The organism is Kribbella sindirgiensis (assembly GCF_004331435.1).
Lineage (GTDB): Bacteria > Actinomycetota > Actinomycetes > Propionibacteriales > Kribbellaceae > Kribbella > Kribbella sindirgiensis.
In genome coordinates this window covers 171076-189903 of sequence record NZ_SJKA01000014.1, presented here as the reverse complement: position 1 = coordinate 189903, position 18828 = coordinate 171076, and the positions used below count along the sequence as shown (strand labels likewise).

Here is an 18828-nt window from a genome sequence, read left to right as displayed (position 1 = left end):
GGGCGTGTTCGTCGCCCCGTCCGACGACCACGGCACCAAGCAAATCTGGGTCCGCGCCGCCGCCGGTGACGTGATCCGCTTCGACGCCACCATCGACGATCTCGCGCGTGCCTTGAAGATCCTCGGCGACCCCGACGACCTGGACCAGCGCCGCGCCAAAGCCCTCGGCTGGATCTCCGACCCCGCCGCCGCCCACCAACTCCTCGAAGTAGCCCGCTACCTCGCCCGAACCCAACCCACCCAAGAACCCCCGCACCCCGCGCCCCCGAACGCCGCGGCCGCGGCCTCGGGCGGTGCGGCCTCGGACGGTGCGGTCGGTGACGGTGGTGCTGATAGTGCTGGTGATGCTGCTTGGGGCGACCCGGATGTGCTGGACTGCACCGACTTCGAGCACGAACCGACGCCGTGCGACACCGCCCCGTCCCACCACGACAGCGGAGACGACCCGGGAGACACGGGCCACACGGGAGACGCGGAGTGCACGGGGGACGTGGATGACGCGGATGCGTTCACGCGGCGGGTGCTGGCCGGTGCGCTGCCGGCTCGGCTCGCGGCGATCAAGCGCAAGGCATACCGCGACGGGCTTGGGGCGGGGAGTGGGCAGCGGAACCGGCACACCCTGTACGTGCATTTGACCGACCGGACGCTTGCTACCGGCAACGGTGTGCTGCGGGTCGAAGAACTCGGACCGCTACTCGCCAGCCAGCTGAGCGAGCTTCTCGGCCACGACCAGATCGTCGTGAAGCCGGTGATCGACCTCCAGGACCAGGTCAGCGTCCACAGCTACGAGATCCCCGACCGGATCCGCGAACGCGTCAGACTCCAGCACCCGGTCGACATGTTCCCGTTCGGCGGGGCCGAGGCTACGGTGCGGATGGATCAGGATCACATCGCGCCGTACGAGCGTGCTGGTCCACCGGGCCAAACGACCACCGACAACCTCATACCGCTGACCCGGATCCATCACCGTGCGAAGACGTTCGGTGGGTGGCGGAGTCGGCGTCTGCCCAGCGGTGCGGTTGATTGGGTCAGCCCGCACGGGTTCCGGTTCGTCGTCGACTACACCGGCACGCATCCGGTGTCGCCGCAAGCCGCCGTTCAATGGGTCCGATGCGAATGGTCCGCCGGCTGACCGAGGTACCGCTGCGGGCCTGTGATGAGCCAATTGGCAAGCCACCTCCCGGTGCGCTCGACTTGCTGCCGGCAACGCCCTTGGCCTGAGTGATCGCCTCCGTCGCCGCTGATCCGCCCCGGAGCCGGGACGTTCGATTTGGTGCATGCCGGCCTGACCCTCGCGCCGCTGATCTCGGCTTGGGGACGCCGTCCAGCCGGACATCCGCCGACACGGCTAGACGCAGCGCGCCTCCAGGCGTAGTCCGACGTACCCCAGCCCTGCTGGCCCGCAGGTTTCCCAAGGACCGCCAGGCCTACATCGCGGGTAAGGGCGCCTTCGTGAACGGTCAGCGGGGGTATCTGTAGATCGTTTGGAGGGGTTCGCCGGCGGTATAGGCGTGGAAGGCGAGGCCGGGGTGGGCTTGGGGGTCTACTACCGAGTCGGTGGTGGGTTCGAAGGGGAGGGGGACGGTGGAGCGGATGCCGGGGGCTCCTAGGACGGGGTGGCCGGCGAAGTGGGTGACGATGGCGTTGTGGACGTGGCCGGTGAGGATGGCCGTGATGGGCTTGCCGGTGAGGACCTCGGCGAGCGGTTCGCGGTCCTCGAGTTTCCACTGGTCCATGACGGGGTGGTACAGGTCGAGTGGCGGGTGATGCATCGCGACGAACACCGGCCCGTCGAACGGTTCCCGCAGTACACCGTCGAGCCACGCCAGCGACTCCGCCGACAGCAGACCGTGGTCCGCGCCGGGGACGGTGGTGTCGACGAGTACGAAGCGCGCGGCGCCGACCTCATGCACCTGGTGCACCGGGTGCGCATCGCCGTCCGATGTCACGAAGGAGTCGAGCCCGGCCCGCAGCGGCGTGCTGACGTCGTGGTTGCCGGGAAGCACCAGGACCGGTACGTCGAAGGACAGTTCGCCGGCGAGCTCGTCGTACTCGGCCGGCAGTCCGTGGTCGGCGAGATCGCCGCTGACCAGGACGACGTCCACCGACGACTCACGCACGTACGACGTGATCTTCCGGAGCCGCGACCGCGCCTCCTCGGAGCCGTCGAGATGCGGGTCACTGAGGTGCGCGATCACGTACATGTTCAGCACATTAGCCGCAGAACCCCGGTGGCAGCTCACCGCACGGCACCAGCCCGCCGCGCTCCAGTATCGGCCGCGCCTGCGTGGAGCGCATGTAGTCGAGAAATGCAGCGGTCAGCGACTTCGCGTCCGGTGCCTGGTACGTGTACGCGTGCTCGACCTCCCAGAACTTGTACGACCGGTCCGCAACCTTCGACGTGTCCGGTACGACGCTGTCGATCGTGACTGCGGCGAGTTCCGGGAACCTCCGTGCCGTGCCGAGTTCGGCGTACCCGATGGCGCCGTCGATCTCGTTCACCCGGGTCAGCAGCTCGTCCGTCGTACCGACCTCGCACCGGTGGTACTTCGCCGCGGCCGCGTCGTCGTCGCGACGGCAGTCGTCGGACGTGATCCCCAGCTCCTGGACGCCGCCGAGCACCTTCTCCCGGAACACCCGCCGCGAGCCGGAGTCGGGGCCGACCCGGCTGACCATCCGGATCGGCAGGTTCTCACCGCCGAGCTGGTTCCAGTTGGTGACCTTGCCGGTGTAGATGTCGCGGAGTTCGGCCGCGGTCAGTCCGGTGACACCGGCCGACCGGTTGACGACGACGGCGAACACGACGACCGCGACCGCCTCGCCGTTGAGACTGGGCGAATCCTGCGCGGGCCCGTCCGACATCGCGATCACCTTGCTCGCCGCGGCCGGGTCCTTCGCCCCGAGGCTCGCGAGGTCCTGGACGCCGCGCAGGCTGCCGTTGGACGCGATGACGATGTCTGCCTGTGAGCACTCGCTCGCGTACGCGCTGCGCAGCTCGGTCATCGTCGGCTCCACCGCGGTCGACCCGCTGACCCGGAGCTGCCCCGACGAGCAGTTGTCCGGCGGCTGCAGTACGTCGACGAGGAAGAACGCGACGAACGCGCCGACGAGCACCAGCGTCGTCGCGCCGAAGATGAGCGTACGGCGACCCGGTCCGCGCGGCCGCGGCTCGTGGTAGACACCGCCGTTCGCCCCGCCGGCCAGGTACCCGGAGTGCTTGACCTCCTTGCCCTTCCCGGACAGCACGAGCAGGAACTTGAAGTGGTCGCCGCGGTTGATGGCGAGTTTCGGCACCGTGATCGTGTCGGTGTCGACGTATTCGGCCGGCTTCAGGTCCTTCTCGATCAGGTCGCCGAGTTTGGGCGGATGCGACTCGACCACCTTCATCCGGACGATCTTGCGGCCCGGGAAGCTGAACTCGACCTCGCCCTGCATGTCGCGGGCGTCGATGTCGGTGCCGGCGTTGTCCACGCGGAGCAGCACGATGCTCGGCTCCTGGACCGGCCGGCCCTGGTGCACGACCTCGATGTCGACCATCTCGCGGGCGCGGTCCTGGCGCGGGTGGACGCCGATCTGCGCGTCCACCTGGACCCGGTACACGAGTCGTTTGCGGCGCCACAGGTACCGGTCGAGCAGCCACACGATCGACGTACCGAGGAGTGAGACGAGGGCGATGACGGTGCCGAGATCGATGGTGCCGAGCTCAGAGAAATCGAACAACTTTGTCCTCACTTCTACGAGGACGGAACGTTAGTGGCCGGTGGTGAACGGCTGCTTACGGTGCGATGACGCGCCGGGTGGAGACTTGGCCGGTCCGGGCTGCTCTGGGAGATTGGGCGGCATGGCTGAACAGGTTGATGTCGTCGTGGTGGGGCTCGGGGTCGGCGGGGAGGAGACGGCTGGGAGGCTGGCGCAGGCCGGGCTGCGCGTGGTCGGGATCGAATCCCGCCTGGTCGGCGGCGAGTGCCCGTACTACGGGTGCATCCCGAGCAAGATGATGATTCGCGCCGCGAACCTGATCGCGGAGACCCGTCGCGTCGACGGCATCGCCGGTACGGCGACGGTGCAGCCGGACTGGGCGCCGGTCGCCAAGCGGATCCGCGAGGAGGCGACCGACACCTGGAACGACCAGGTCGCCGTCGACCGCCTGGTGAACAAGGGCGCCACGGTCATCAAGGACGTTGCCACCGTCACCGGCCCGAACACGGTCCGCGCCGGCGACACCGAGTACGAGGCCGCCCGCGGCATCGTGATCGCGACCGGGACGGTCCCATCGGTCCCGCCGATCGACGGGCTGGCCGGTACGCCGTACTGGACGAACCGTGAGGCGATCGAGGCCGAGACGCTTCCCACGTCGCTGGTCGTGCTGGGCGGCGGCGCGATCGGTATGGAGCTGGCGCAGGTGTTCGCGCGCTTCGGCGTCCAGGTCACCGTGGTCGAAGGTGCTCCCGAGGTGCTGTCGATGGAGGAGCCGGAGTCGGGCGAGCTGGCCCGTGAGGCGCTGGCGCGCGACGGCGTGACCTTCCGCCTCGGCGCACACGCGCAGCAGGTCGGGTACGCCGACGGCACGTTCACCGTCACGCTCGCGGACGGGGCGACGGCGCGCGGCGAGAAGTTGCTGGTGGCAACCGGTCGGCGGGTGGCCACCGCGGAGCTCGGCCTGGACAAGCTCGGTCTGGACCCGTCGGCGCGGCGGGTCGAGGTCGACGAGCACGTCCGCGCCGGCGACAAGGTCTGGGCGGTCGGCGACGTCACCGGGGTCGGCGCGTTCACCCACAACGCGATGTACCAGGCCGACATCGCCGTACGCGACATCCTGCAGGAGGCGGATGCGCCGACCGCGAGTTACCACGCGATGCCGCGGGTCACGTTCACCGACCCGGAGATCGGGGCGGTCGGGCTGACCGAGAAGCAGGCCCGGGACGCGGGGCTGAACGTACGGACCGGGTCGACCCCGATCCCGGCCTCGACCCGCGGCTGGATCCACAAGGCCGGCAACGAGGGGTTCATCAAGGTCGTCATGGACGCCGACCGGGGCGTGCTGGTCGGGGCGACGAGCGCGGGCCCGACCGGCGGCGAGGTGCTGAGTGCGCTGGCGGTCGCGGTACACGCAGCGGTACCGGTGAGCACTCTGCGTCAGATGATCTACGCGTATCCGACGTTCCACCGCGCGATCGGTGAGGCTCTCCGGCCGTTGTAGGAGGTTCTTGTTGCGATCGGGTCGCAAGAAGATCAAGATATTCGCGTGCATGTTCCTGACGGCTTCTTCAACGCGTCCACCTCCGTCGCCACCGGCCTGATCGCGGCCGGGGCGGTCGGCTTCAGCCTGCAGCGGGCGAACCGTGAGCTCCGCGAGACCGGTCCGGCGCTGGCCGGGCTGACCGCGGCGTTCGTGTTCGCGGTGCAGATGGTGAACTTCCCGGTCGGCGCGGGGACCAGCGGCCACCTGCTCGGTGGTGCGCTCGCGGCGGCACTGGTCGGGCCGTGGACCGCGGTCCTGGTGATGTCGACGGTGCTGCTGGTGCAGGGGCTGTTGTTCGCCGACGGCGGGTTGACGGCGCTGGGTACGAACATCACGTTGATGGGCCTCATCACCGTGCTCGTCGGGTACTTCCTGACGCGGGCGCTGCTGAAGGTCCTGCCGCGCCGGGTCGGCAGCGTCGTACCCGCGGCGACCGTCGGCGCGCTGGTGTCGGTCCCGGTCGCGGCCCTGGCCTTCACCGGGCTGTACTCAATCGGCGGCGCGGTTGACATCCCGCTCGGCAAACTCGCGACCGCGATGGTCGGCTGGCACATCCTGGTCGGCATCGGCGAGGCCGTGATCACGGCCGCGGTGCTCAGCGCGGTCGTCGCGACCCGCCCTGATCTTGTGTACGCCGCCCGGCACCTGCAGCAGGACCTCGTGCTGGTCGATGCCGACGGCAACACTTCGACGGTCTCGCCGGACCGGCCGATCGCCGCCAAGCCGGCCGGCCGATCGCTCGGTGTCGGCATCGCGGTGACGCTGCTCGTAGCGGGCGGCCTGAGCCTGTTCGCGAGCGCGCACCCGGACGGGCTCGAGTTCGTCGGCGCCAAGCTCGGGTTCGAGGGCGCCGCGAAGAGCTCGGCCGTCGCGGGCAGTCCGCTGGCCGATTACGGCGTCCACGGCATCGGCAACGCCCAGGTGTCCGGCGCGTTGGCCGGGATCATCGGCGTACTGGTGACGATCGTCGTCGGCCTCGCGATCGCGAAGCTTGCCTCGCTCCGGACCAACAAAGCGTCATGAGTGGGGACGGGCTGCTCGTCGCGGTCGACAGTCCGGTGCACCGCGTCCCGGCGCAGGTGAAGCTCGTCGCGCTGTTCGTGTTCGTGCTCGCCGTCGTCTCCACCCCGGCCGCGATCTTCTGGGCGTTCGGCGTGTACGCCGTGATGCTCGTCGCGGCTGTTGCCGTGGCGAAGGTTCCGGCGACCGTGGTGTCGCGACGGCTCGCGGTCGAGACCCCGTTCATCGTGTTCGCGTTACTGCTGCCGTTCGTCGCGACCGGCCCGCAGGTCGACGTACTCGGGCTACACCTGTCTCAGTCGGGTGTGCTCGGTGCCTGGAACGTACTGGCGAAGGGCACGCTCGGCGTGATCGCGGCGATCCTGCTGTCGGCGACGACCGCGCCGCGCGACCTGCTGGCCGGGCTCGAGCGGCTGCGACTGCCTTCGACCCTGGTGGCGATCCTGTCGTTCATGGTTCGGTACCTGAGCGTGGTGTCGGACGACCTGCACCGGATGCGGGTCGCTCGGGAGTCCCGCGGGTACAACGGCGGGAAGGTCGGTCATCTGAAGGCGGTCGCCGGGGGAGTAGGTGCCCTGTTCGTCCGCAGCTTCGAGCGCGGCGAGCGCGTCCATCTGGCGATGCGCTCGCGTGGCTACACCGGACAGATGCCGCTGCTGAGCGTCTCGGGCGCTACCCGCACGCAGTGGCTGGAGGGTCTCGCGATCTCCCTGGCCGCGGTGGCGATCGCGGTCGCGGCTAGGGTGGTGAGCTTGTGAGCGGTCCTGCGATTCAGGTCGAGCGGCTGGTGTTCGCCTATCCCGATGGGCGGCAGGCGTTGTTCGGCGTCGACTTCACCGTGGAGCGCGGCGAGCGGGTCGCGCTGCTCGGTCCGAACGGCGCCGGCAAGACCACCCTCGTGCTGCACCTGAACGGCATCCTCGGCTCGGTCGCCGGCGGCACCGGCAGCGGCCGGATCCAGATCGGCGGCACCGCTGTCCATCGCGAGCATCTCGCGGCGATCCGGCGCAAGGTCGGGCTGGTGTTCCAGGATCCCGACGACCAGCTGTTCATGCCGACGGTCCGCGACGACGTGGCGTTCGGTCCCGCGAACCTCGGGTTGCGGGGCTCGGAACTCGACGACCGCGTCCACGAGGCGCTGGTCCAGGTCGGTATGCAGGACCACGCCGGCCTCGCCCCGCACCACCTGTCGTTCGGTCAGCGCCGCCGGGTCGCGGTCGCCACGGTTCTCGCAATGCGCCCCGAAGTACTGGTCCTCGACGAACCGTCGAGCAACCTCGATCCTGCGGCCCGCCGCGAGCTCGCCGACATCCTTGCCGGGCTCGACGTGACGTTGCTGATGATCACCCACGACCTGCCGTACGCGCTGCAACTGTGCGAGCGGAGCCTGCTGATGGACGGCGGCCGGATCGTGGCCGACGGCAAGACCCGTGACCTGCTCGGCGACGCCGATCTGATGGCCGGGCACCGGCTCGAGCTCCCGTACGGTTTCGATCCGCTGTCCGTCCCCGGTCCGGAGCGTGCCTGAAGATCACCGCGGTCACCGTCGACGTCACGTCGGTGCTAGCCGCTGCCGACGGGACCGGGTTTGTCCAGTTGGTGACGGTCACCTGGAATCCACGGTGAATTTGTTACCAGGATCTTGTTTGTTACTCGCCGGTCGGGGAAGGTGACGTTAAGTACTTCAGTCGCTACCTCCCGCTCAGGCAAAGGCGGTCCGCCCCCATGAAGTCATTCGCCAGTTTGCTCTCCGCCGCGGCCCTCGGCGCCGCGATGCTCCTCAGCCCAGGTGTCGCGCACGCCGCGGCACCGAACTACGTCGCCCTCGGCGACTCCTACGCCTCCGGTGTCGGGACCCGCACCTACATCGAGAGCAGCGGGTCCTGCCAGCGCTCGACGAAGGCGTACGCCTACATCGACGCTGTCCGGATCGGCGCCAACCTCACGTTCGTGGCCTGCTCCGGCGCGCGGGTCGCGGACGTCACCGCGAACCAGTTGTCGTCGGTGACGAGCTCGACCAACATCGTCTCCGTCCAGGTCGGCGGCAACGACGCCGGGTTCTCGTCGGTGATCACCGAGTGCGCGAAACCCTCGAGGCTCGGCGACTGCTCGAGTGCCGTCGCGAACGCCAACGCGATCATCAACAACACCCTGCCCGGCCGGCTGAACAGCCTGTACTCGTCGATCCGCAGCCGCGCCTCGTCGGCGAAGGTCGTGGTGGTCGGGTACCCGCGGCTGTTCAACGGCACCGACTGCAACGCCGGCACCTTCTTCAGCCCGGACGAGATGACCAAGCTGAACGCGACCGCCGACCTGCTGAACTCGAAGGTCCAGGCCTCGGCGAACTCGGCCGGTTTCACCTTCGTGAACCCGACGTCGAAGTTCATCGGCCACGCGGTCTGCGGCAGCCCCGAGTGGATCAACGGCCTGTCCAACCCGGTCAGCGAGTCCTATCACCCCAACGTGACCGGCCAAGCGGCGTACGCCGACCTGGTCCAACCCGCCCTCTGACCGAGCCGCATTTCCCTGGCTGACCCACCAAATGGGGGGTTCCTGACCCGCATTCCGGGTGGGGAACCCCCCATTTCGTGGGTGAGCCAGGCAAATTCGTGGGTCAGCCAGGCAAATTGGTGGGCCGGCCAGGCAAATTTGGAGATGCGGACGGGGCCGGTTCGTGGTGTCATGCTGAGGTGGCGCGGAGGTCTGTGGACTGGTTACTGGCGGCCAGGATGCAGGCCAACTGCCTTGCGCGTCCGGTGAACGAGGCCGGCCCCGGAGGGGTGGCCGACGTCGTGCGCCGGACGGGGGGACTCCAGGCGCAGACCTGGCGAGGAGCGGCGTACGCCGTCCGCGCCCGATCGACCGCGACCACGCTCGCCGACGTCGCGACCGCCCAGGAAGCCGACCGCTCCGTGATCCGCGGCTGGTTCATGCGCGGCACCCTCCAACTCGTCGCGACCGAGGACGCCGGCCCGCTGCTCGGCCTGCTCGGCCCGAAACTCATCAAGGACACCGAACGCCGGTACGGCGAACTCGGCCTGCCGGACCGCATCCGCGCCGAGGCCGCTGACGTACTCGAGAATCACCTGCTCGCGCACGGACCGAGCAACCGCGCCGAGCTGGCCGACGTACTCGTCCGCGCCGGGCTGATCGCGGAGCCGAAAGGACAGGCGGTGTACGCGCTCATCCGGCATACCGGCCTGCTCGGACGCCTCTGTTACGGACCCGGGGAGACCTGGGTCGCCGTCCGCGACTGGCTGGGCAAGCCGTTGGTCCTCGAAGGCGATCCCGAGGACCTGGCTCGCCGCTATCTGACCGCCTACGGCCCGGCCACCGCCCGCGACTTCGCCACCTGGTCCGGCCTTCCGGTGCCGCTCGCCCGCAAGGCCGTGGACGCGGTGGCCACGACCTCCTTCGAGATCGAGGCCACCGAAGCCCACGCCGTCGACGATCTGCCCGGCTGCCACGACGTACGACTCCTGGGTGAGTTCGACGCCTACCTACTCGGCTATCAGAACCGCCACGTCGACCTGCCGAAATCGATCTTCCCGGGCGGCGGCATGCTCCGGCCCGCCATCGTGCGAGCCGGACGCCCCATCGGCACGTGGACGCACGCCACCCTCGCGGTGGACCTCTTCGAACCAGCCGACCTCACCCAGGAGCTCGTGGACATCAACCGTTTCTCAGGCCACTGACACGTACTCGCGGAGATGCTCGGCAGTGATCGTCGGGCTGCTCTCGACCAGGTCCGCGGGCGTCCCGGTGAAGACGACCTGACCACCGTCGTGACCGGCTCCCGGCCCGATGTCGATGAGCCAGTCGGCGTGCGCCATCACCGCCTGGTGATGCTCGATGACGATGACCGTGTTGCCTTGGTCGACGAGGGTGTCGAGCATGCCGAGCAGCTTGTCGACGTCGGCCAGATGCAGCCCGGTCGTCGGCTCGTCGAGGATGTAGATCGACCCGGTCCGGCCCATGTTGATGGCCAGCTTCAGCCGCTGACGTTCGCCACCGGACAGAGTCGTCAGCGGTTGCCCGAGCCCGATGTACCCGAGTCCGACCGTCGCCAGCCGGTCCAGGATCGTCCGCGACGTACCGGTTGTGAAGAACTCCCGTGCCTCGGCCACGGTCATCCGCAGTACTTCGCTGATGTTCTTGCCGCGCAGCCGGTACCCGAGCACCTCGGCCGTGAACCGCGCGCCGTTGCAGTCCTCGCACACGGACGCGACCTCGGCCATCATCGCGAGGTCCGTATACACCAGCCCGATGCCCTTGCAGGTCGGACACGCACCGACCGAATTCGCGCTGAACAACCCCGGCTTCACCTTGTTCGCCTTGGCGAACGCCGCGCGAATGGGATCCAGCACCCCGGTGTACGTCGCCGGGTTGCTCCGCTTCGACCCGCGGATGGGCTCCTGACCGGCGATGATCACGCCGTCCCGTCCCGCCAGCGAGCCGTGGATCAGCGAACTCTTCCCGGATCCCGCGACCCCGGTGACGACTGTGAGGACGCCGAGCGGTACGTCGACACTCACGTCGCGCAGGTTGTGCAGCGTCGCGTGCTCGATCGAGATCTTCCCGGTCGGCCGCCGTACGTCGTCCCGGACGGTCACCCGGTGATCGAGGTACTGCCCGGTGAGTGTCCCGGACGTCTTCAGACCGGCGACGTCGCCGGCGTAGCAGAGCCGCCCGCCGGACAGCCCCGCGCCGGGACCGAGGTCGACGACATGGTCGGCGATCCGGATCGTCTCCGGCTTGTGCTCGACGACGAGCACCGTGTTGCCCTTGTCCCGCAGTTGCAGGAGCAGGTCGTTCATCTGCTGGATGTCGTGCGGATGCAGGCCGACCGTCGGCTCGTCGAAGACGTAGGTGACATCGCTCAGGCTGGATCCGAGATGACGCACCAGCTTCACCCGCTGCGCCTCGCCGCCGGACAGCGTCGACGACTCCCGATCCAGGCTCAGGTACCCGAGACCGATGGTCACGAACGACTCGAGCAGCTGCCGGAGCCCGTCCAGCATCGGCCCGACGCCCGAATGCTTGACCCCGGCAACGAACTCGGCGAGATCGCTGATCTGCATCGCCGAACAGTCACCGATCGTCCGCCCGTCCACGGTCACGCTCCGGGCCTCGGCGTTGAGTCGTACGCCGCGGCACTCGGGGCAGGTCTCCTGGCGGATCGCACGCTCGGCGAACGCCCGCGCCTGGCTCTGCATGGACTGCGGATCCTTGCTCAGGTACTGCCGTTTCAGCTTGGTGATCAGGCCCTCGAAGGTCAGATTGCTCTTCCCGACCCGGATCTTGATCGGCTCCTGGTAAAGGAACTGCTGCCAGGTCTCGGCCGGGTAGTCCTTCAGCGGCAGGTCTGGGTCGAACAGACCTGACTGCGCCATGAGTTGCCAGTGCCAGGTGTCGACCGAGTACCCGGGGGCCTTGATCGGCCCCTGGTTGAGGGTCTTCTCGCGATCCACGAGCTCGTCGAGGGTGAACTCGGTGGTCCGCCCGAGGCCTTCGCACACCGGGCACATGCCTTCGGCCCGGTTGAAGCTGAACACCGAGGGCGGCCCGGCGTACGGCGTACCGGCGCGGCTGAACAGGACCCGGAGCATGGTGTGGGCGTCGGTCGCCGTACCGACGGTGGAGCGGGCGTTGGCGCCGATCCGTTCCTGGTCGACGATGATCGCGGCGGACAGGTTCCGCAGGGCGTCCACGTCCGGCCGGCCGAGGCTCGGCATGAAGTTCTGCACGAACGCGGTGTAGGTCTCGTTGATCAGCCGCTGGGACTCGGCGGCGATGGTGTCGAAGACGAGGGAGGACTTGCCGGAGCCGGAGACTCCGGTGAAGACGGTGAGCCGGCGTTTGGGGATGTCGAGCGAGACGCCGCTGAGGTTGTTCTCGCGGGCGCCGCGCACCTGGATGACGTCGTGACTGTCAGCAGGAAGCATCCTTCAATGGTCTCATTGAACCGCCCTTACGAACTTTGCTCCGGGGATGCCTCCTGGCAAGGGGCGCAAACCTTCAACGCCGTCAGGAAGGTTTGCGCGCCACCCGTGCGACCTCGTCGAGCAGATCCTGGAGCTGTCCCGCGAGCTGGGTGCGTGCGGCGGGGGACAGGGATGCGACCAGTTCGGACTCCCGCGTGAGGACCTGGTCGACGGTTCGCTCGATGAGATCGTGGCCGGCCTCGGTGAGCGTGACGACGACCGCGCGGCTCCCGTCGCCGGCGGATCGCCGGGTGACCAGGCCGCTGTCCTCGGCGCGGGCGACCCGCTGCGAGATCGCCCCGGCGGTGACGAGCGTTCGGCGGGACAGTTCGCGCGTACTGAGCTCGTACGGCGTGCCCGCACGCCGCAGCACGCTGAGCAGATCAAGGGTCGCGGGGTCGACGCCGGCGTCCGCCAGCACCCGGCGCCGGTCGTCCGCGAACAGCTTCGCCAGCCGCCACAGGGGAGTGACGATTTCGATCGAGTCGGTCGGCGTACCGGGGCGCTCGCGCTGCCAGGCGCGGGCGATCTCGGCGGCGGGGTACGGACTCGGGGCATCGAGCGGATAGGTGTCGGCCACGGGACCCATGGTACGTTTAGACCTAAATATTTAGAGCTAAACGTGAGGGTGTGGCGATGAGGACGATCGTGGTGACCGGGGGAGCGACCGGGATCGGGCGGGCGACCGCGGAGCGGTTCCGTGCCGACGGTGACGAGGTGGTGATCACCGGGCGGCGCGCCGACGTACTCGCGAAGACCGCCGCGGATCTCGGAGCCAGGGGAGTGGCGTGCGACGCGACTGACCCGGCCCAGGTCGAGCGGCTGCTGGACGAGCTGCCCGAGCGGGTCGATGTCCTGGTCAACAATGCCGGCGGCAACACCGATTTCGGCCGGCCGGACGGCGATCTCGCGCAACTGAAGGCGAACTGGCTGGCGAACCTCGACGCCAACCTGATCAGCGCGGTCCTGACGACGACGGCCCTGGCGCCACGACTCAGCACCGCCGTCGTGCATCTCGGCTCGATCGCCGGCGCCCGTGGACCCGGTTCGTACGGCGCCTCGAAGGCCGCGCTGGCGATGTGGAACGTCGACGCGGCGACCGAGCTCGGGAGGCAGGGCGTGACCTCCAATGTCGTCGCGCCGGGCTTCACCGCCGACACCGAGTTCTTCCAGGGCCGGCTCACCGGCGAGCGTCGCGAGACTCTGCTCCAGGCGACGCTGACCAAACGCGAAGGGCACGTCGACGACATCGCCGGCACCATCCACTTCCTCGCCTCACCGGCCGGCCGTCACCTGACCGGTCAGGTCCTGCACGTGAACGGCGGCGCCCTGGTGACGCGGTAGTCCACGCTGCGTGACAACGTGTGCCAGGTGTGACAATGGGCGGCATGCGTCCCACCGTCAAAGATGTCGCCAAGCTCGCCGGGGTGTCGCCGAAGACGGTGTCGAACGTGATCAACGGCGTCGTCTTCGTACGCCCCGAGACCCGCGCCCGGGTGGAGAGCGCGCTCGCCGAGCTCGACTACGTGCCGAACATGAGCGCCCGCGGTCTGCGCAACGGCCGCTCCGGCATGATCGCGCTGGCGCTGCCCGACCTGCTCCGGCCGTACTCCGCGGAGATCGTCCATCTGGTCGTCGAGCTCGCCCACGAGCGCGGCTGGGGTGTGCAGATCGAGCAGACCGCGGCCGAGCCCAAGCGCGAGTTCGAGCTGCTCTCGAAGGCCCGCGCGTACCTCGTGGACGGCCTGATCCTGAACCCGGTGAACCTCGACGACAGCGCCGTGATGACGGCCGGCCCGCTGCCGCCGCTCGTGCTGATCGGTGACGTCGACCAGGACGTGGTGAGCCAGGTCGCGATCGACAACGTCGCGGCCGCCCGGGACCTGACGAAGCACCTGCTGGCGCAGGGCTGCCGCCGGATCGCGGCCGTCGGTACGCCGGAGGTCCCGCGCGGCTCGAGCGGCGCGGGAGTCCTCGGCGGCTCGGCCGAATCCCCGGGGACGGCGGCGTCGCGGCTGCGGACCGCGGGATATCGCCAGGCGCTCGAAGAGGCCGGCGTACCGATCGATTCGAGCCTGGAGATCAGTCTGGACCGCTGGCGGCCCGAGGGCGCCGCGACCGTGGTGGGGAAGTACCTGGCCGAGCACGAGTTGCCGGACGCGTTCTTCTGCTTCACCGACACGTTGGCCTCCGGCGCCTTGTCCGCACTGTGGAGCGCGGGTGTCGACGTCCCGAAGCAGACGCTGGTGGCCGGGTTCGACAACATCCTCGACAGTCAGTTCATGATCCCGCCGCTGACCACGATCGCGTTCGACCGGCGTGAGTTCGTCGCCGCGGCCCTCGACCTGCTGGCCGAGCGGATGGCGGACAAGGACGCGCCGCCACGCAGGGTGATGATCCCGCATCGCGTCGTGGTGCGCGCCAGCACTACACGCTAACAAGCGGTTTCCCACAAAACTCAACATGAAAGTCTTGTGTGCGCTGTTCCAACGATGTAATCATTCGGTCGATCCGCGAAGGAGACCGTATGACTGAACATTTCTCCCGGCGTACGCTGCTGAAATCCGCAGCAGCGCTCGCCGGTGGTGGGTTGCTCGCCGGGTGCGCGCCCGGCGGGTCGGCAGCGAACCTGAACTACTGGCACCTGTTGACCGGTGGTGACGGGACGGTGATGGCAGGCCTGGTGGACGCCGTCAACGCCGCGAACCTCGGCTTTCGCACGACCCAGACGGTGCTCGCCTGGGGTCCGCCGTACTACACGAAGCTCGCGATGGCGTCGGCCGGCGGCCGCGCTCCGGACGTGGCGATCATGCACGCCTCCCGGATCGCCGGCTACGCGCCCGGCGGCCTGCTCGAGCCGTGGGATCTCGACCTGCTCGCCGAAGCCGGCCTGCGCAAGGAGGACTTCCCGGCCCGCGTCTGGGAGAAGTGCCAGTACGACGGGAAGCTGTACGCGATCGCGCTCGACACGCACCCGTTCGTGCTCTACTACAACACCGATCACGCCGAGAAGGCCGGTGTCACGGAGGCTCTGCACTCGCTGAAGAGCCCGGAGGAGTTCACCGAGGTCGCGACCAAGCTGCAGAAGGTCACCGGGAAGCACGGCCTGTCGTACGGCTACCTCGGTGACGGCGCGCAGATGTGGCGGCTCTGGTACACGCTCTACAAGCAGACCGGCGCCGAGATGACGTTGGTGCCCGGGCAGAAGGCTCAGGTGGACAAGGACGCCGCGGTGCAGACGCTGACCTTCGTCCAGTCGCTGCTCAACGACACGATCGCCTCGCGCAGCGGCGACGGCGGTACGGCGACCAGCGAGTTCCTGCACGGCGAGAGCGGCATGTTCTTCGGCGGGGTGTGGGAGCTCCCGGTCCTGAAGGAAGCGAAGTTGCCCGTCGACGCGGTGCCGATCCCGACCATGTTCGGGACCCAGGCGGCGTACGCGGACTCGCACTCGTTCGTGCTGCCGCGGCAGTCGAAGGTGTCGCCGGAGCGCCGCAAGCACGTGTACACAATGGTGGCCGAGTTGCTGAAGCGGTCGGTGAAGTGGGCCGGCGGCGGGCACATCCCGGCGTACCAGCCGGTCGCGACGAGCGCGGAGTACCAGGCGCTGAAGCCGCAGTCGAACTACGCGGGGATCCCGGCGTACGTGAACTACGACCCGGATGTGTGGTTCAGCGGCGCGGGCAGCGACTTCCAGAACTACTTCGCCGAGAACGTGCAGAACGTGTTCCTCGGCAGTGGTGATCCAGCGGCCGGGTTCGACGGTTTCGTCGCCCGGCTGAACAAGCTGCTCGACCGTCCGCAGCCGGTGTGAGAGAGGAGGCACAGATGTCTACTGCAATCGACACTCCGCCTGCGACGGCGGAGCAGGTCACCGCTCAGGGCAAGGCTCGCGCGAAACGCGGCGAGACCCTGGCGGGTTGGGCGTTCGCGGCGCCGTTCGCCGTACTGTTCGTGCTCTTTCTCGTGGTGCCGGCGATCTACGGCCTGTACCTCAGCTTCACCGGCGAGACGCTGACCGGCGCGGGGAGCGGACTCGTCGGCTTCTCGAACTACGCGGACGCGTTGCGCGACCCGGACATGTGGAAGTCGCTCGGGAACACGGTGTGGTTCACGGTGCTGAGCACGGTCCCGCTCATCGTCTTGTCGCTCGCGTTCGCACTGCTCGTGAACCTCGGCCTGCCGGGGCGCTGGCTGTGGCGGCTGTCGTTCTTCCTTCCGTACCTGCTCGCGTCCACCGTCGTGGTGATGTTCTGGAGCTGGATGTACAACCCGAAGCTCGGGCTCGTCAACGGCGTCCTCGCGGAGTTCGGGATCGCCCCCGTCGCCTGGCTGCAGGATCCGAACGTGGCGATGATCTCGGTCGTGGTCACCACGCTGTGGTGGACGATCGGGTTCAACTTCCTGCTCTACCTGGCGGCGCTGCAGAACATTCCCGAGCAGCAGTTCGAGGCCGCGGCGCTCGACGGCGCGGGCAAGTGGCGGCAGCTGTTCTCGATCGTGATCCCGCAACTGGCGCCGACCACGGCGCTGCTGGTCACGTTGCAGATCCTCGCGTCGCTGAAGGTGTTCGACCAGATCTACATGCTGACCAACGGCGGTCCGGCCGGGACGACGCGGTCGATCGTGCAGTACATCTACGAGTCCGGCTTCACCGGCTACCGGTTCGGTTACTCGTCGGCCATCTCGTACCTGTTCTTCGCGCTCATCGTCCTGGTGTCGCTGGCGCAGTACAAGCTGATCAACCGCAGGAGCGCCGCATGAGCACGTACACCTTGAGCCGTGGAATCAGCCGGGGCATCAAACAAACGCACAAGCCAGGCGAAAACCCCTGGAGCGTGTCCAGAATTGCCGCGCTGCTCGTGCTTGCGGTCCTGGCCGTAACCTGGCTGGTGCCGTTCGCGTGGGCGGTGCTCACGTCGTTGAAGAGCGAGGCGGACGCCGGTGCGTCGCAGATCACACTGAGCCCGCCGGACGGGTTGAGCTTCGAGGCCTACCGCAAGGTGCTGTCGGCGGGCGACATCCCGTCGTGGGCGTGGAACAGCCTGATCACGTCGGTGGCGATCACCTTCGTCACGGTGGCCACGTCGGCGCTGGCCGGGTACGCGTTCTCGCGGGTGAACTTCAAGGGCAAGCGGCTGCTGTACGCCGCGATCATCGCGGCGATCATCATCCCGCCGCAGCTGCTGATCGTGCCGTTGTTTCGGCAGATGCTGGCGTTCAACCTGGTCGACACGTACTGGGGCATCATCCTGCCGCAGGCGTTCGCGCCCGCGATGGTGCTGATTCTCAAGCGGTTCTTCGACCAGATCCCGGTCGAGCTGGAGGACGCGGCCCGGGTCGACGGCGCCGGGCGGCTGCGGGTGTTCTGGTCGGTCGTCCTGCCGTTGTCGCGGCCGATCCTCGCCGCGGTGGCGATCTTCGTGTTCATCGGGGCGTGGAACAACTTCCTGTGGCCGTTCATCGTGACCACGGACGCGGACCTGATGACGTTGCCGGTCGGCCTGCAGACGGTGAAGAGCGCCTACGGGCTGCAGTACGCGCAGAACATGGCGTCCGCGATCCTGGCCGCGCTGCCGCTGGTCGTGGTGTTCCTGTTCTTCCAGCGCCAGATCATCAAGGGCATTGCTACCACTGGCTTCGGTGGTCAGTAACGGCGGCCGGTGAAGGCCGGCAACACAGGCTGGACAGGGATTCCGGCACTCGGGATTCCGGTCACCATCCCTTGAAAACGTCGTCACTCTCAGCGAGGGTTGCCTGATCTATCACTCGGGGAGAGTAACGATGAGAAGGGGGAAGTGTGTCAGCGATGAGTAGGCTCGCCGAGCAGTGCCGTGATGTGAGGAGTCACGGCAACGCGGGACTCGGGCGGGCTGCGATCCAACCGGCGGTGTGTACCGGCATCCACGAGGTGAACTCGTCGATTCCGTCGGTGCGGCCGCGACGCGTGGCGTTGCTCAGACTGAGCAACGGACTGACCACCACGCTACGACTCGGCGACGGTGACACCGCGCCGGCGCCCGGCACTACCGTCTACGTCCGAGGTGGCCGGGGCATGGGTGACGAACCCGCCTCAGGTGGGGTCACCCTAGCGTCAGCGGTCTGAGTCAGTGACTCGCCGGTCTCAGGTGTCCAACGCCCAGCTGAGGCCGGCAAGTCCCTGGACAGGTTCAACGGCTAGCCCTCCGTCGGGTCCGTGAACTCCCGGATCTCGATGGGGGAGTACGGGGCCTCCGGCAGCCGTCCGGCGATCTCGGTCGCGCGCTCCAGACTGCAGTCGACCAGGTAGTAGCCGGCCAGCACTTCCTTCGCCTCGGTGAACGGCCCGTCCGTCACCGTCGGTACGCCGTCCCGCACCCGGACCACGCGCGAGTTGGCGATGGTCAGCGGCCTGTCGTCGACGTGCTCACCGCGCGTCTTCAGTTCGTCGATGAGCTTGCCGTGCTGTTCCATCACCTGGGCGATGCCCGCGGCGTGCAGGGTGTCCCAGGTCTCTTGATTCCCGTAGATCAGCAGCATGTATTTCATTGGCTTGCCTCCATTCACCGGGATACGTCGGAGCCCCGGACGTCTTCTCGACAT

The 18828-nt window shown here is 68.3% G+C and carries 17 protein-coding genes; 12 read left to right on the top strand and 5 right to left on the bottom strand.

Annotated features, from left to right (window positions below):
* A partial coding sequence (locus E0H50_RS43195) for an HNH endonuclease signature motif containing protein (RefSeq protein WP_165547370.1) occupies positions 1-1132 on the top strand: 1132 nt, incomplete at its 5' end.
* Between the two features lie 328 nt (positions 1133-1460).
* On the opposite strand, the gene E0H50_RS32335 is transcribed toward E0H50_RS43195, so the two are convergent.
* Both E0H50_RS32335 and E0H50_RS32330 read right to left on the bottom strand, forming a co-directional pair.
* The gene (locus tag E0H50_RS32335; protein WP_131294722.1) at positions 1461-2204 is read right to left on the bottom strand and encodes a metallophosphoesterase; all 744 of its coding nucleotides are present in this window, start codon (positions 2202-2204) and stop codon (positions 1461-1463) included.
* 10 nt (positions 2205-2214) lie between these two features.
* Entirely contained in the window at positions 2215-3720 is a 1506-nt protein-coding gene (locus tag E0H50_RS32330) for a PstS family phosphate ABC transporter substrate-binding protein (RefSeq protein WP_131294720.1), read from the bottom strand.
* A 121-nt stretch (positions 3721-3841) separates the two neighbouring features.
* Here E0H50_RS32330 and E0H50_RS32325 point away from each other — a divergent pair, with 121 nt between their 5' ends.
* The 6 genes from E0H50_RS32325 to E0H50_RS32300 all read left to right on the top strand — a co-directional run bounded on the left by E0H50_RS32325 (position 3842) and on the right by E0H50_RS32300 (position 9957).
* Complete coding sequence (locus E0H50_RS32325; RefSeq protein ID WP_131294718.1) at positions 3842-5200, top strand: dihydrolipoyl dehydrogenase family protein; 1359 nt, start codon at positions 3842-3844, stop codon at positions 5198-5200.
* 45 nt (positions 5201-5245) lie between these two features.
* Positions 5246-6265 carry an energy-coupling factor ABC transporter permease gene (locus E0H50_RS32320; RefSeq protein ID WP_131294716.1) on the top strand — a complete coding sequence of 340 codons (1020 nt, stop codon included), beginning with the start codon at positions 5246-5248 and terminating at the stop codon, positions 6263-6265.
* Positions 6262-7020 (top strand): cobalt ECF transporter T component CbiQ, encoded by a 759-nt coding sequence (gene cbiQ, locus E0H50_RS32315; RefSeq protein ID WP_131294714.1) that lies wholly within the window; start codon positions 6262-6264, stop codon positions 7018-7020. The genes E0H50_RS32320 and cbiQ overlap by 4 nt, the downstream gene beginning before the upstream one ends.
* The gene (locus tag E0H50_RS32310) at positions 7017-7790 is read left to right on the top strand and encodes an energy-coupling factor ABC transporter ATP-binding protein (RefSeq protein ID WP_131294712.1); all 774 of its coding nucleotides are present in this window, start codon (positions 7017-7019) and stop codon (positions 7788-7790) included. Before cbiQ ends, E0H50_RS32310 begins: the two co-directional genes overlap by 4 nt.
* A gap of 197 nt (positions 7791-7987) precedes the next feature.
* Positions 7988-8773: an SGNH/GDSL hydrolase family protein gene (locus E0H50_RS32305; RefSeq protein ID WP_131294710.1), complete on the top strand. Its 786-nt coding sequence runs from the start codon at positions 7988-7990 to the stop codon at positions 8771-8773.
* A gap of 194 nt (positions 8774-8967) precedes the next feature.
* The gene (locus E0H50_RS32300) at positions 8968-9957 is read left to right on the top strand and encodes a winged helix DNA-binding domain-containing protein (RefSeq protein WP_131294708.1); all 990 of its coding nucleotides are present in this window, start codon (positions 8968-8970) and stop codon (positions 9955-9957) included.
* Here the strand turns inward: E0H50_RS32300 and E0H50_RS32295 are convergent.
* Positions 9946-12207: an ATP-binding cassette domain-containing protein gene (locus E0H50_RS32295; RefSeq protein WP_131294706.1), complete on the bottom strand. Its 2262-nt coding sequence runs from the start codon at positions 12205-12207 to the stop codon at positions 9946-9948. The genes E0H50_RS32300 and E0H50_RS32295 overlap by 12 nt on opposite strands.
* Positions 12208-12289: 82 nt before the next feature.
* Entirely contained in the window at positions 12290-12835 is a 546-nt protein-coding gene (locus tag E0H50_RS32290) for a MarR family winged helix-turn-helix transcriptional regulator (RefSeq protein WP_131294704.1), read from the bottom strand.
* Between the two features lie 47 nt (positions 12836-12882).
* On the opposite strand from E0H50_RS32290, the gene E0H50_RS32285 reads away from it, so the two are divergent.
* From E0H50_RS32285 to E0H50_RS32265, 5 genes are all read left to right on the top strand, one after another.
* The gene (locus E0H50_RS32285) at positions 12883-13590 is read left to right on the top strand and encodes an SDR family NAD(P)-dependent oxidoreductase (protein ID WP_131294702.1); all 708 of its coding nucleotides are present in this window, start codon (positions 12883-12885) and stop codon (positions 13588-13590) included.
* Between the two features lie 44 nt (positions 13591-13634).
* Positions 13635-14684, top strand: a complete 1050-nt coding sequence (locus tag E0H50_RS32280) for a LacI family DNA-binding transcriptional regulator (RefSeq protein ID WP_131294700.1) — start codon at positions 13635-13637, stop codon at positions 14682-14684.
* 89 nt (positions 14685-14773) lie between these two features.
* Positions 14774-16060: an extracellular solute-binding protein gene (locus E0H50_RS32275; protein WP_202868423.1), complete on the top strand. Its 1287-nt coding sequence runs from the start codon at positions 14774-14776 to the stop codon at positions 16058-16060.
* Between the two features lie 14 nt (positions 16061-16074).
* Positions 16075-17010 carry a carbohydrate ABC transporter permease gene (locus tag E0H50_RS32270; RefSeq protein ID WP_131294698.1) on the top strand — a complete coding sequence of 312 codons (936 nt, stop codon included), beginning with the start codon at positions 16075-16077 and terminating at the stop codon, positions 17008-17010.
* A 74-nt stretch (positions 17011-17084) separates the two neighbouring features.
* Positions 17085-17900: a carbohydrate ABC transporter permease gene (locus E0H50_RS32265; protein ID WP_238151498.1), complete on the top strand. Its 816-nt coding sequence runs from the start codon at positions 17085-17087 to the stop codon at positions 17898-17900.
* 523 nt (positions 17901-18423) lie between these two features.
* On the opposite strand, the gene E0H50_RS32260 is transcribed toward E0H50_RS32265, so the two are convergent.
* Positions 18424-18774 (bottom strand): YciI family protein, encoded by a 351-nt coding sequence (locus E0H50_RS32260; RefSeq protein ID WP_131294694.1) that lies wholly within the window; start codon positions 18772-18774, stop codon positions 18424-18426.
* Positions 18775-18828: the final 54 nt, after the last annotated feature.